The following is a 12,120-nucleotide window of genomic DNA, read 5'->3' as shown; positions in this document are numbered from 1 at the left end:
TCAAAATCATCTTGCGAGAGGTCGGTCGCAGGAGAGCAAATAAGAGACTTTTGATTGCGCTGTAAGATCGCATTTGAAATCCCCTGCGCAGCATGGAATTCGTGCGACGAGACAATTTTGCCGGGGGCAGCGTCCTGATATCCTCGGCCTCCGTCATCTTGGGCGACAACGGGCCCACCCCGCACCTCGCATCGTTGCGAGGCGCGCCACATTCGCCTAACGGATTTGCATTCTAGCGGTGCCCCGCTCCACCGCCGCCCGCTCCGTGCATCCCGGCATGCCAGCCGCCGCCTCCGCCACGCCCCTGCATATTGTTGAAGCCGTGGCCCATCATTCCACGTCTGCCGCCTCCGCCGCCGCCGTGCATCCCGGCATGCCAGCCGCCGCCTCCTTGATTCCATCTGCCGCCATGGCCGCCCACCAGCTCAATGGCGTCTCCATCGTGCTTCGCTTGCCCGAGTGGCGCGATCAAAAGTGCCAACTGAGAACCGCGCTGGGTGTCGGGGGGCGCAGCGAAGGTGTATGAGGCGTCAGCGATGGCCGCTGGCGCAGGGGCGGCCGGTAAACAGACGAGCAGTGCGCTTGCTAGAACCAGGGATTCCTTTAAGCCCATATTGGCCTCCTTGCAGGACGACGTCCGGAGCTTTTGCGGCGTTCGCCACCGGCGCGCTCTTAGTAAACATGGCACGCGGTTGGGTGGCGCCCATTCGTCATCGCCCTTGGTTGGCGTTTTCGGAATGGAGAAGCAGGATTTAATCAACATTTAATTATTAAATACATCCAGCTGATATTCATCGCAACAAAAATCAAACGCGATCCGGCAATATCGTCCGCGGCAACTCGACTCGCCCTGTTCCGGCACGCTTAAAAGTGCACTCGAGACCGGAGCTGCAAACCGTCCCGATCTTTGCCGGAGGCAAAGCTGCTCCAGGCCATCGCGTTGGCGGGCGCGGGTCCAAACGATGGAGATCATTCCTAATCGCTTCACCCCGCTCTGCAAGCCTCCGTCGCGATTAACACTTGGTTTCGCATCGATATCAGCTTGCACTGCCGTTTATATTCTCGTCTCGTGGAGCGGCATGGCTGCCGAGTTCGAATCGGAGGGAAACTCTCACGACGAAGCCGGTCAATTTTCGGAAGGGCCCTTGGGAAATTTACGGGTGGGCGGCCTGAGGCCCGCGCCGTTGAACGGCAGTTTCGATGCTTGTCCGCTATCGCCCGCAAACCGGGCGGAGGGCTGCGCTTGCCAACGAGCATTACTTGTGACCCTGAGCGGACTTCGGCGGCCTCAAGTAAAAAGGGCTCGCCAAAAATCTTCACTGTCCGACGCAAGGTGCTAATCTCAGGCCCAATAGCGTGGCCATTAGAGGGGGGCACATGCGACGACGGGACTTCCTGGGGCTCGGCGTTTTTGGCGCTGCAGCCGGATCGACACTGTTTGGTCGGGGCTCCAGCGCGCAGCCTGTGCGAAAACGACCGGTCATCGCATGGGCAGGAGCTCCACCTTCGGGGATGAAGTTGCCCCAGTTCATGGTGGAGTTGGTGTTCGGCAATTTCATTAAGGGGCTTTCTGACTTCGGCTACGAGCTAGGTCGTAACATCGATATCATTCGGCGAACGGACGTTTTCCCGGACCGGGTACCATCGATTGAGGAGATGGTGGCTCTGCTCAAGCCCGATGTCATCGCTGCACCTGCAACACTGGAAGCCGTCGCTGCCCGAAAGGCAACATCGACAATACCGATTGTCTGCCCCGCGCTTGCCGATGCGGTCCATCTCGGCTTGATTGCCAGCGAAGCTCGCCCGGGAGGAAATGTAACTGGCATTGCGCCATACATCGCGGGTTTGCCGACCAAGCAAATTGAACTCGCGCGAGAAATCGTGCCAAAAGCAAGTCGGGTGGGACTGCTGACCAACATGAATGATCCCAAGGGTCCGCCTCAAGTCGGGGATTTGAGGGCAGCTTGTGGGGCTTTGAGCCTCAGCGTCGTCGAGGCCGATGCCAGTACGGCGCAGGACGTTTCAAAGGCGCTCACTGCGCTGGCGAGCGAAGCAGTCGATGTCGCGGTTGTCCTTCAGACCAATCTTCTGCTCAACATGAGCGAACAGATCGGCGCTATCGCCTTTGAAAAGCGGCTGCCAACGGTCTTCGGCTATCGCGAGCACGTCATCCACGGCGGCCTTGTGAGCTATGGCGTTGACTTGCGCTGGTGCTATCGTCGCGCCGGCTATTTTGTGGACAAGATACGTAGGGGGGCTCAACCGGGCGATCTTCCCATCGAATTTCCAAGCAAGCTTTGGTTGGCAGTCAACCTCAAGACGGCAAAGGCTCTCGACGTGGCTATGCCGGCAGGGCTCCTCGCCCGCGCCGACGAAGTGATCGAGTGAGGAAGACATACTTCTGCTCACGGCCCTGAGCGAACATACACCAGTCGAATTCCCACGGCTGGCGGCAGAAGACCGCACATTGCCACGTCCACCGCCGCTCTCCCGGCCTCACTCGTAAGCTCAAACTTACGAGCTGTCTCGGCAATACTATCACGATGTTGATCTCCCGCTCCAATATCTTTGAGGCAATGATCGATATGTGCAACGCAAATTCGTCCTCGATCTTCGCGGCGGTGTCCTCGTCCTTAGCGTAGACGAACGGGATGTCCCCATCGACTTTATCGAACCGCACGCCTGCGAAGAGACAGTCGAACGTCCTTGCGCCGACGATGAGCGCCATGCGGGCTTGAATTGCTTGGTCGTGGATATCGGTAAGTTGCATACGTCGAATATCGGGCCGAAGCACACCGTGACAAGTGTTCAGAACTTGTGCTGGGGCTCGATCTTCCTTCGGAGCCGCCATCACCGCGCATCACAGGGCGGCCGCCGTTTGCAGCGTCTTCGCTCATCCCATGGCGCTCGCATCCATATTTGCGCCCGTTAAGGAACTCGTTACTAGTCGGTGTCACCATTTGCTCTATTAGGTCGCCACAGGCGACAGCGCAATTCCGAGAACCCAGTTTAATACTTCGACACGCCCGGTTGGCGGTCTCTTGAAGGAGAGGCCCAATGTTTAAGGGCTTCACGGTGGTAGTTGTGGCGCTGATTAGCACAGCGCAGCTGGATCGATATCTAACCAACGGTCCGTACACCGACGCGGCCACGGATATGCTGCGGCAAATCAAGCACGCGTTCGGGGTTTTAGATAATTCCTTTTAGCGCGGAGGCGCGTGATGGACATTTCATGGACCGATCTCGATAGCGATCAAAAACGCGCCATTGCGATACTCGGAGCCGGACTTTCCATCGAGCTCTGCGACCCTCTTGCCCTCCTGACGTTAGGGCGGCTCGGCCTAATCATAGGGTCCCATTTGACGGCTGCTGGTCACAATCTGCGAAGGGATGCCGTTGTGAAAAGTGTCGCGGGCTAATCGTAGCGGGTGACTAAGACCGGGGTCGGGGATGCCAAAAGCGATCGAGCTTATTGTAGACGGTTACGTTAGCTTGAACGATAGGAGGGCTCTCGACGATTTGCGCATACAGCGCCGAAAGCTGGCTGTTGACCTGAAGGCACGCACCGACTTTGACTGCCGGGCAACCATTCAGCAGATCGAGGAAGATATCATCGTGATCGAGGCTGGGCTGGCGCAGCTGGAGGATGCGGCGAAACCTAACCGCCCCTAGAGCCTTTAGCGCTCGACCTAGATCATCCGCTCCTTGGTCATGCGCAAACTGCGAAGGTAATAGCCTTGTCTTTGAACGGCTGACTTGATCTCGCTGCTGACTTTGAGAACTCGTTTTCTGCTCTTGCGCCACTTATTCTGAGAGCAAACAATGGGTATTGCAGAGCCTGCGCTTAGAACCAGAAAGTCGCGCCTCTCATTGCGATAAACATCAAACACTTTCCGTCCCCGCTATTCGAATGAAAGTAAGCTATGAAAGTATGGTTCGGCCCGTCTCGATTGACGAGCTTAGTATCTTGAATGCTTATTTGGGTGGTAAATCTGCAACGCCCGCGACTTTGCTTCGCCGCCTTCCGGAACTAGTGCAAAGACCATCGTCTAACTGGAGGCGCGCGCCTTAGCGCAGGGAGTAAGAACCTACCGAATTCCGCCACAACTGAATGAGCAAATGCACGCATGCTCAGGCAGGTCCAGTCCGAGAAGCTTCGCCGAGACGCCGCTGAGTGGCCCTTATTCGCAACCTGGCGACTGATCCCAAGAAGCGCGAGTTGTTGTCAGATGGGCTGAACACCTTGACGTGTCGCATCGGCAGTGGAGCAAGTTATTGCCGACAGCGGTGGTACCGACATCATGGACCGGTGAAAGGCTACCCTTGGCTAGTTCGAATTGCGCTGTTCGGCTCAGTTCCGAAAGCTAATATCGCAGTCCTGTGAGCGAAGAGCAGCCACGGGCCCATCCGGCATGAGGCATTGCGAAGAATCCGGTCTCACACGGGTTCGGCGCCGCTCAAAGTGCGATCTGACTGATTGTCCTTGAGCGTAAATCTGAATAGGGAGCACGCGCGCCATGACCAAGCTATTCTTCAACGCGATTGGCGCAGCGGTCCCTTGAGGAAGCGCTGATTCCTGATCTCGCGAAGCAGCAGCATGCGCTTGGTTTGTGCGGCGTTGAGCAGCCCCTCGAACAAGACCAGGACCTCGCGCGCCTGCACGTAGACTTCGGTGGTGATGGCGTGTTGGTCGAAGCCATAGGTCGCGAGGCGCGCGTCGATCTCGGACGCAGCGACTGGATCACACCGCCAGCTCAGTGCATTTTGTAGCGTGTAGGTCTCGGCCTCCGCTTCGAACTCGGGATCAATTCCGACCATGTCGATCCGCCGCAGCGCCGCCTCAACCGCCTTTTGGCGATAGGTCTCGAGCAATTTATGCCGCAACATGCGGTAGCGCTGGATGTCCCAGGACAGCTCCGCGACGTCAATGGCGAGCAGCCACTCGATGGCGGAACGCGGCGCGAGGTCGGCAAAGATCGCCTGCTGGAGCGCCTGGTAGTGTTCGAACTGTTCGCCCGGCAGCAGCAGGGGCGGCGGCGCCAAGGACTCAAACTCGACCGGCAGCGCCGTGACGGTGAGCTCGCGCGCGGTATGGAACAGACCGTTCATCCGGCGGCCTCCGAATCCAGGTTTGCCGCGAGCGACGCGGCGCTGACGGCGACGTTGGCGGGATCGTGGACGGGGCTCACCGCCCACAGCTCCTGCGCCACCGCCAGTGGCGCGATCTGCAGGTTGGCCCACCACGCCCGTTCATTGCCGTGCTGATGCAGCTCCTGGTGATGCGCGCGGCACAGCGGAACAGTGAACTCGTCGCTGACCTTGCGGCCGAGCGCCCGGGCTTGAGCGAATTTCAGATGATGGGCATCGCATGGGGCTTGCTGGCACACCAGGCAGGGCTGCCCCCTAACAAACAACAGGTGCGTCTTGCTGCGTTTGCGGGACGGCTCCTTGGGATGGGCGAGCCCGGCCTCAGGTAGCGTTGGCTGCAGCGCGGCCTCGGCGTCAGCAGCAGGCGCTGCTGGCAGGCTTGGTGGGCCAGCCAAGTCGGCGGTCTGCTCCGCCTGAGCACGGCCAGCGTCCTCAAGCTTGGCCTGATAAGCTGCCTCGACGTGCCGGGCATCCGGCTCCTGCAGGCTGTTCTTGAGCGGGAGGCTCGCCATGGCCCAGCTGAGCAGATCGGTGCTGGCAGGCAGCGCTTCGAGCTGGCGCAACAGCTGCTCCCGGAGTGCGGCGGACTCCCCCGGCCGCAGCATCGGGGTCCGGTTGAGAGCGCCCTTGCCGGGCGAGGCCTTGAGGTTAGGTGGTGCGGGGGAACCGGCGGACGTCTCCGGGGCGTCCAGATCATCCTCGCCGGCAATCCCGACCAGCGCGAACAGGGCGTAGCGTCGGGCGTAGGTGAGCGCCGCACCCATGCGGTGCGGCGCCTCGATGTCCCGTGCGGCGCAGACCGGCCAGTCCGAGGAGATCCATTCGCCGGAGGAATGGGCGAGCAGGGTGGTGAGGTGGATGTGGCCGGTGGTCTCCTCGACCCGGGTGGTCTGGATGGTGGCGATCTCCTGCTGGCTCAGCGTCTTGCGCACGATGTCGAGGCCGCTCGCCAGCGAGGCATAGCGAAAGGTGCGGTCGTCATCGCGTAGGAACGGCGAGCGGATCTGAGCCGTCAGTGTCTTTTCCGGATTGGTTAGTTCGGCTTGCGCGCGGGCCAAGGCTGCTGCGATCGCCCCGATATGCTCACTGGCCTGGTGCATGGACGGCCTCCATCTCGACCGGATCAAAGCTGACGGCGCCGGCCTTGGAACGCTTGGCGCGAATGCCGTGGCCAAACGCCTCCCTGGCATCCTCCGGCAGCAGCTTCTTGAGCTCGGTCTTGGCCAGCTCATGCTCGCCATGGGCCTCGCGGGTGCGCAGGTAGATCGCCGCGCACGCGGCCCACAGATTGGAGGCGCTCATGTCGACGACCTTGACGGCGGCGAGCCGCGGCCGTGGCGTCTCGATGCCAAACAGCAGCGGCGGCTCGCCGCTCTGCACGCAGCGCCAGAACTTCTTTTCCGCGGTCAGCAGCAGGTGTTGATAGAGCGGGTCGGCATGCACGGTGATCTCGACCCATTTGCCGCCGCCGGTGATGATCGAGAGCACAGCCGCGCGCGCCGCGATCACCCACATGTTGTGCTGCAGCTGCGCCATGTGTTTGTCGGCCGCCGCCTCTTCGGTAAAGGCCCAGGGCAGCATGAACTTGGCCTCGAACACCGCACCGGTCGGCGCGACGATGCCGTCCAGCGTGGCCGCCATCCAGGCATGGACGGGGTGCCGCACCCGCTTCTGGACGTCGGTGATCGCATGCCCGGTGGCGTTCTGGTACCAGCTGCGGTTGAGGTCTTCGGTGGCACTGCCAAGCTGGACGATCAGGTTGCGCGACAAATCTTGCGGCGCGATCTCGCCGCGTTTTTCCCGCCACAGGCGCAGGAGCTCGTCCTGGTCCTGGCCCATGATGATGCGCGCGTCCGAGCCGCCGATGAAGGCGCGGCGGTCGTGGCGGTTGAATGTGACGACGGAGGACGGCGCCGCGGCGCCGTCGGATGCAATCGTGCTCACCGGTCTCTCCTGGGTTGACGCGGCTTGCCGCCGCACCACCAAAAGCCCCGCCACTGCGAGGGGAGAGACCGGGGCCAAGGGCCCGCCGGCCGGTTTAATGATTAACGCTCCTTTTGCGCGGGAATGCCAGTCCTTTCTGCAGCGAATTTGCTGTTCTTTGGGCCTGAAAACCCTTGATCTCTCAATGCGTTGGAGCGAGCTTTCGGCCGCCACGATCAGCATCGGCCGAGGGCCTCGAACATGGCGTCAATTCGACAAATCGAAGCCAATCGCGGCAATGCGAAGCGCAGCACGGGGCCGAAAACGGCGAGTGGAAAGACGAGGTCCAGCCGCAACGCGCTGCGCCATGGGCTGGCGCGGAGCATTATCAGCGATCCTGCCGAGGTGGAAAATCTAGCCGTCGCGATTGCTGCGGGGCTCAGGCATCCGATCACGCCCGATGCGGCGATGGCGCTGGCGCGCTCCAAGCTGGCGCTGCTGCGGATCCGCAGCCTGCGGCAGGCGATGTTAGGCGCACTTTTGACCGGCCCGCTGGCGGTAGATCTGAAAGGCCTTCAAGGCCTGGAGCGCTACGACCGGGCTGCGTTGGTGCAGCAGAAGCGGACGCTTCGCCTGCTCAGCTTCGCGCGCGAATGAGGCAAGGTCAGTTGGCTTCGTTCTGCACTTTCGCTCCATTGGCGCTGTGCGGCAACGCTCCTCGACAGCACTGCAGCTTTCTGTTTAGGGCTTGCGGTTGCCTGCCGCCGACATGCACGGCCCGGATAGCTTCTCCATCACCGCCGATGGGTTCGTGAGTGCTGCCTAAACGAGCAGACAGATTGCCCTCGATAAGAGAGTCAAGCCGATCGGCACGTCCTCGACCGTTGTTGGCCCGCTCGGTCAGCATCTCCCAGCGCTGCCCGTCCTGTCTGCTGTTGGCAGAGTCGCTGTTGCGAGCAACTAGCCTGGATAGTCACGCGGCTTGACCGTCACTTCAAGATTATAATCTCATCTTCTTGATTCGGGCGCGGCCTGGAAACGGCATGGCCCGCAGCCGCTCGAAGTCGGCCCTTATCTCCTCCATCGACATCGCGTCATAATCGCGTTCGATCTTACTACTTTCGATTTCGCGAACTTGCTCGATCAGGTCCATTGTCATCCCCAAGACTCTCACGTTGCCTTTGAGCGCGACATCAACTACTCGCTTGATCAGTATCTCGTCCGTCTGGATACGCAATCGCTGTCCGTCTTCGACAATGGTTCGCTTCCGCTTCAACTCGCGCGCAAAAAGTTCGGTCAAAGAGAGGCATTTTTTCGGCCTACCCCGTGGATTGCCGGACTGGCCGGGCTTGAAGCGGCGCTCTTTGGGAGGTTTTCCGTAGCCAACTGAATAGTTTTCGGATTTTCCCTTGGTCATTTCGCGAGCTCCCGATCTGCGGCGATTTCGTCGAACAGGCGCCCGGTTTGGACGTGAACAGCCTTTTGGCCGGTGTGGCGTTGCCAGCGCCTTATCGCGACGTCAACGTAACGCGGCTCGAGCTCAGTCGCATAGAGGCGGCGACCGACCCTTTCCGCAGCCAGCAACGTCGAACCGCTGCCCAGGAAGTTGTCCAAAACGATGTCATTGCGCTCCGTGCAGTCGAGGATTGCATCGGCAAGCAACTGGACCGGCTTCACAGTGGGGTGTAAGGCAAGCAGGTTACCTTCTTCGCCGTTACGTTCGAAGCTGTTGCATCCGGGATATTGCCATACGTTGGTTCTGGTCCGACCATGTCGACCGAGCTCGACGTTGTTGCGGTGGGGCACTTTGCCGTGCTTAAAGACAAAGACGAATTCGTGCTGGCTGCGATAGAGTGATCCCATGCCAGCGTTCGATTTGACCCACGCGCATATGTTCTTGAGCTCGACGCCAATTGCCTTGCCCGCGGCAAGAATTTGAGCGGAGTGACGCCAGTCCATAAAAATGTAGAGGAGGGCTCCCTGAGAGAGGTGCTCGGTCGCATTGCGCAAAAAGCCGCTCAGGAAACCCTGAAACCCGTCGTCGGATAGTTCGCCGGACGCCATCGCAAACTCGCGGTGGCGAATGCGTCCCTTGCCTGAGACGTGCCCTTGAATGGGGAGGTTAAATGGCGGATCGGTGATCACGGCGCGGGCGCGTTCGCCGGCCATGAGGGCGAAAAATGAATCGGACTGAAGCGCGCTTTGGCACAGTATCCGATGTGACCCGACTTGCCAGAGATCGTTGACAGCCGAGACCGTGGTTGGGAGAGCCGCGGGAACGATGTCGGTTGGATCAGGAGACGGCTCAACCTGCAGAGATTCGAGGTTCTCGATTCGAAAATCGATCTCTCCCTGGGAGAAGCCCGTGACCTCGAGACTGAACCCGAGGTCGAGCTGAGAGAGCTCCTTGAAGGTTTCTGCAACCGCGCGATCGTCCCAAGGCGCTAGCTCGCCGAGCCGCTGCTCAGCAATCCGATAGAGTTCGAGTTGTTCGGGAGTGAGATGCGTGACCCGGATGACCGAGAGGTGGCGCAAGCCAAGCTGCAGCGCGCCAAGGTACCAGATCAAACCAGCGACGATCACGCCCGCCCGATCGATGATAACAGGGCCGATCAAGCCCAATGCCTCGATGCATTTCGCGTATTGTTTCTTGTGGCGATCGGTGTGTTTGCGGAGCGATCGCCGCGGCGGCGAAATTGCCTCAATGGCAAGCCGCTCGACCGGTCCCACTTCTGTGAAGACCTCGTTGTGTTTCGATGATGTCGTCATGATTTACTCCTTTGGGTTGACCTTGGCGCCGCAGCGCGGATGTTGGGTCGCGTGCGAGCTTGTTAGAAGCATCGATATAGGTTTCAATTGGACATGCGTGCATCGTACTTTTCCCTTCGGCTCATTCAGTCCGCTCGCCCGTATGCGCGCGTCCGTGGCCGCGGTGGCTTCGCGAGCCTATGCGTCTTTGTTTTGAAGCATTGATATGGGGTTCAATTAAACGTGAGTGCATGGTCCTTCTCCTTTCTATTCGGCTGGTTCAGCTGCGTCCTCGCTTGCGCGGTCGCGTTTTGGCGAGCTGTTCTGACAACGCGTGGGCTGATCGCGTGAGTTCGAGCCAGGTCATGGAACGGCCCGGCTTTTCAATCCCACGCTTAAACGCCGCGCTCGGGTCCTCGAAAATCTCAACGTTCGGGGCGGGGTCTTCCGCCGTCCGTTGATCCGACCAAATCAGTAAAATTACCGGTGAGTTCGTGTCGAAAGCTAGGCTCCCAGGTTTGGCCTGCAGCCGGATCTGATCCGGATCGAACAACTTGGCGCGATCGAGCCTCATGATCTTTTTGTGCTGGCGTTCCAGCGCCGGCCTGATGCGCCGCAACGATTCGACGACAAACTTCTGCGGCCATCTGTGATTGAGCATTTGCAAGCCGATCAGCAAGGCAAAGCTCTCATATTCCGAAAACTGGATCTCACCGCCCTTGCCCGGAGCATCGCCAGTAACAAAAGCGTAGTTAGCCAGTTCGGGCCGGTTCGATTGCGGCCGCACGTCCAACGTACGGTCGGTATCCAATAGGCGTTTTAGGCGCGTCACCAGGTTCGCCTCTGACTTGGCGTCATCGGCGCCGAGCCCCGCCACAATGGCGTCCTCGACCTGGTTGCGCTTGTAGGCAGTCATTGGAGCATGATATCAGGTTACAAACGAGGCTGTCCAGAGGGGTCTGGAAATCATGGTAGCTCCGCTCGCGCTACTGTTCGGGGAGGCGTAAGCCCGCTTGAGGTGCTCGCGGCGACGCTCGCCGTGCAGGTGATTGCACGTGGCGCAACCTAGTCCGCTGGCGACAGAGCTCCATCTCTCATTTCGATCGTTAGGTCGAGGCCTGGTCGGTTTTCAATGCTGCCGGATGTCCCGTGTCCATCAGTTGCAGCGATCCGCACCTCCAAGGCCAGTGCCTTTTCGCTGCTGGAGCTCCATTTTTGACGTGATGCCAGTTGACAGCGGTCGATGGTCGCGAGTTCAAGGTAGTAGCTCGTCGAGGCGGCTGATGGGATGCCGGTTAGACATGCGCTCGAGCATTGCTTTGCGCCGCAGGAGCCGAAACTCAGCCCTATCGGCGAAGACGACGCATGAAAGCAACAGTGTCGCAATACTTTGCGCCAACGCGTGATTGTTAATTTGCGCGCTCGACGCGATTCAGGCCTGCTGCGGTGAAGTCTTCAGATGGGGGGAATGACCAGAATGATTGTGCGTGCTCTCGGCGCTGCTACCGTCTTGCTGATCTCTCTGAGCTCCGAAGCGTTCGCAGCGCGCAATCACAGCCCCACCGGACGCGTATCTTGTACGGACGTCAGATACTATGTCGCGAAGTACTCCGCGCCCGTGGCCGAGATGTATGCCCGAAGTCGCGGCGCCACCGAAGCACAGATCGAGCGGGCGCGCCGTTGTTTGGCCTCAAACGAATCGGTCGAAGCCGAGCGCCGCCGCTCCTACACCGAATGAGAGTAATGCGATGCTCGGTAAGATGCCGCACCTAAGGCCCGGAATCGGTCGAACCCGGACAGGCGTTCTGTCCTGCAATAGATCGATGAAATTTGTCCTTTCGTTATTTAAACCCCATTTCTCGCGCCATCCGCTTGACTGAGCCGACATGCCGGCGAAGGGCCGCGGCAATCTCCGCCGCGCCGTACCGCCGGCGGCTCATTGCCGAAAGCTTCCTGCGTTCGAGGTCGCTCTCCTCGCTCGCGCCGACGAAGTGATCGAATGACGAAGTCATGCTTATGCTCCTAGCCCTGAGGCTCGGCATGTCGGCAGTTAAGGCAACCCCGGACGTGCCGAGAACGTGACTAGATCGACACGATTACAGCCCAAAGCCTCGGCCAATCTCCCGCGCAAGCTTGAGCGCGGCGTCGGTATTGCGACCATAGAAGAACGCTCGATCAAGCTGCGAAAAGATGCCGATTCCAAATAGCGCGATGGCAATGCCTCTAAACATGGTTGTGGACCGGGTTGAACGATGCAGCGAAAGTTCAAAACGGCCCCAGCCGCAGGTTGGGAGAAACAGC

General features: G+C 59.9%; 13 protein-coding genes. 5 read left to right on the top strand and 8 right to left on the bottom strand.

Translation table 11 applies throughout. The features are described from left to right. The first annotated feature begins 1,512 nt into the window (after nucleotides 1-1,512). Nucleotides 1,513-2,388: an ABC transporter substrate-binding protein gene (locus RAD10_RS23080; RefSeq protein ID WP_461619348.1), complete on the top strand. Its 876-nt coding sequence runs from the start codon at nucleotides 1,513-1,515 to the stop codon at nucleotides 2,386-2,388. On the opposite strand, the gene RAD10_RS23075 is transcribed toward RAD10_RS23080, so the two are convergent. Then, entirely contained in the window at nucleotides 2,342-2,770 is a 429-nt protein-coding gene (locus RAD10_RS23075) for a hypothetical protein (protein ID WP_461619347.1), read from the bottom strand. The genes RAD10_RS23080 and RAD10_RS23075 overlap by 47 nt on opposite strands. A gap of 287 nt (nucleotides 2,771-3,057) precedes the next feature. Between RAD10_RS23075 and RAD10_RS23070 the strand changes: the two genes are divergently transcribed. Together RAD10_RS23070 and RAD10_RS23065 are read left to right on the top strand one after the other, a co-directional pair. Then, nucleotides 3,058-3,207, top strand: a complete 150-nt coding sequence (locus RAD10_RS23070; protein WP_461619346.1) for a hypothetical protein — start codon at nucleotides 3,058-3,060, stop codon at nucleotides 3,205-3,207. Nucleotides 3,208-3,450: 243 nt separating this feature from the next. Next, on the top strand, nucleotides 3,451-3,672 hold the full coding sequence (locus RAD10_RS23065; RefSeq protein ID WP_461619345.1) for a hypothetical protein: 222 nt from the start codon (nucleotides 3,451-3,453) through the stop codon (nucleotides 3,670-3,672). An 861-nt stretch (nucleotides 3,673-4,533) separates the two neighbouring features. Here the strand turns inward: RAD10_RS23065 and RAD10_RS23060 are convergent. Genes RAD10_RS23060 through RAD10_RS23050 form a run of 3 tightly spaced genes read right to left on the bottom strand, consistent with a single transcriptional unit; the run spans nucleotide 4,534 to nucleotide 7,083 of the window. After that, the gene (locus RAD10_RS23060) at nucleotides 4,534-5,109 is read right to left on the bottom strand and encodes a hypothetical protein (protein WP_461619344.1); all 576 of its coding nucleotides are present in this window, start codon (nucleotides 5,107-5,109) and stop codon (nucleotides 4,534-4,536) included. Continuing rightward, the gene (locus RAD10_RS23055; protein ID WP_461619343.1) at nucleotides 5,106-6,248 is read right to left on the bottom strand and encodes an ERF family protein; all 1,143 of its coding nucleotides are present in this window, start codon (nucleotides 6,246-6,248) and stop codon (nucleotides 5,106-5,108) included. Before RAD10_RS23055 ends, RAD10_RS23060 begins: the two co-directional genes overlap by 4 nt. Continuing rightward, a complete protein-coding gene (locus tag RAD10_RS23050; RefSeq protein WP_461619503.1) occupies nucleotides 6,232-7,083 on the bottom strand; it encodes a YqaJ viral recombinase family protein in 852 nt (283 codons plus the stop codon). Before RAD10_RS23050 ends, RAD10_RS23055 begins: the two co-directional genes overlap by 17 nt. A gap of 249 nt (nucleotides 7,084-7,332) precedes the next feature. On the opposite strand from RAD10_RS23050, the gene RAD10_RS23045 reads away from it, so the two are divergent. After that, complete coding sequence (locus RAD10_RS23045; protein WP_461619342.1) at nucleotides 7,333-7,728, top strand: hypothetical protein; 396 nt, start codon at nucleotides 7,333-7,335, stop codon at nucleotides 7,726-7,728. A 343-nt stretch (nucleotides 7,729-8,071) separates the two neighbouring features. Here the strand turns inward: RAD10_RS23045 and RAD10_RS23040 are convergent, their stop codons facing one another. The 3 genes from RAD10_RS23040 to RAD10_RS23030 all read right to left on the bottom strand — a co-directional run bounded on the left by RAD10_RS23040 (nucleotide 8,072) and on the right by RAD10_RS23030 (nucleotide 10,735). Then, the gene (locus RAD10_RS23040) at nucleotides 8,072-8,488 is read right to left on the bottom strand and encodes a DUF5681 domain-containing protein (RefSeq protein ID WP_461619341.1); all 417 of its coding nucleotides are present in this window, start codon (nucleotides 8,486-8,488) and stop codon (nucleotides 8,072-8,074) included. Beyond that, a complete protein-coding gene (locus RAD10_RS23035) occupies nucleotides 8,485-9,840 on the bottom strand; it encodes a DNA modification methylase (RefSeq protein WP_461619340.1) in 1,356 nt (451 codons plus the stop codon). Before RAD10_RS23035 ends, RAD10_RS23040 begins: the two co-directional genes overlap by 4 nt. A 259-nt stretch (nucleotides 9,841-10,099) precedes the next feature. Then, a complete protein-coding gene (locus RAD10_RS23030) occupies nucleotides 10,100-10,735 on the bottom strand; it encodes a hypothetical protein (protein WP_461619339.1) in 636 nt (211 codons plus the stop codon). Nucleotides 10,736-11,287: 552 nt separating this feature from the next. Between RAD10_RS23030 and RAD10_RS23025 the strand changes: the two genes are divergently transcribed. Next, complete coding sequence (locus RAD10_RS23025; RefSeq protein WP_461619338.1) at nucleotides 11,288-11,557, top strand: hypothetical protein; 270 nt, start codon at nucleotides 11,288-11,290, stop codon at nucleotides 11,555-11,557. Nucleotides 11,558-11,660: 103 nt separating this feature from the next. On the opposite strand, the gene RAD10_RS23020 is transcribed toward RAD10_RS23025, so the two are convergent. Further along, nucleotides 11,661-11,831, bottom strand: a complete 171-nt coding sequence (locus tag RAD10_RS23020; RefSeq protein ID WP_461619337.1) for a hypothetical protein — start codon at nucleotides 11,829-11,831, stop codon at nucleotides 11,661-11,663. Nucleotides 11,832-12,120 lie beyond the last annotated feature (289 nt).

Source organism: Bradyrhizobium sp. 23AC (assembly GCF_054863025.1).
The sequence above is the reverse complement of the archived record's forward strand: the minus strand, read 5'-3'. Positions and strand labels throughout refer to the sequence as shown.

Bases quoted from the DNA above. Each gene is read 5' to 3' on its own strand.
- RAD10_RS23045 (WP_461619342.1), top strand. From the start codon at position 7,333: ATGGCGTCAATTCGACAAATCGAAGCCAATCGCGGCAATGCGAAGCGC.
- RAD10_RS23075 (WP_461619347.1), bottom strand. From the start codon at position 2,770: ATGCAACTTACCGATATCCACGACCAAGCAATTCAAGCCCGCATGGCG.
- RAD10_RS23055 (WP_461619343.1), bottom strand. From the start codon at position 6,248: ATGCACCAGGCCAGTGAGCATATCGGGGCGATCGCAGCAGCCTTGGCC.
- RAD10_RS23070 (WP_461619346.1), top strand. From the start codon at position 3,058: ATGTTTAAGGGCTTCACGGTGGTAGTTGTGGCGCTGATTAGCACAGCG.
- RAD10_RS23025 (WP_461619338.1), top strand. From the start codon at position 11,288: ATGACCAGAATGATTGTGCGTGCTCTCGGCGCTGCTACCGTCTTGCTG.
- RAD10_RS23065 (WP_461619345.1), top strand. From the start codon at position 3,451: ATGCCAAAAGCGATCGAGCTTATTGTAGACGGTTACGTTAGCTTGAAC.
- RAD10_RS23040 (WP_461619341.1), bottom strand. From the start codon at position 8,488: ATGACCAAGGGAAAATCCGAAAACTATTCAGTTGGCTACGGAAAACCT.
- RAD10_RS23035 (WP_461619340.1), bottom strand. From the start codon at position 9,840: ATGACGACATCATCGAAACACAACGAGGTCTTCACAGAAGTGGGACCG.
- RAD10_RS23020 (WP_461619337.1), bottom strand. From the start codon at position 11,831: ATGACTTCGTCATTCGATCACTTCGTCGGCGCGAGCGAGGAGAGCGAC.
- RAD10_RS23060 (WP_461619344.1), bottom strand. From the start codon at position 5,109: ATGAACGGTCTGTTCCATACCGCGCGCGAGCTCACCGTCACGGCGCTG.
- RAD10_RS23080 (WP_461619348.1), top strand. From the start codon at position 1,513: ATGAAGTTGCCCCAGTTCATGGTGGAGTTGGTGTTCGGCAATTTCATT.
- RAD10_RS23030 (WP_461619339.1), bottom strand. From the start codon at position 10,735: ATGACTGCCTACAAGCGCAACCAGGTCGAGGACGCCATTGTGGCGGGG.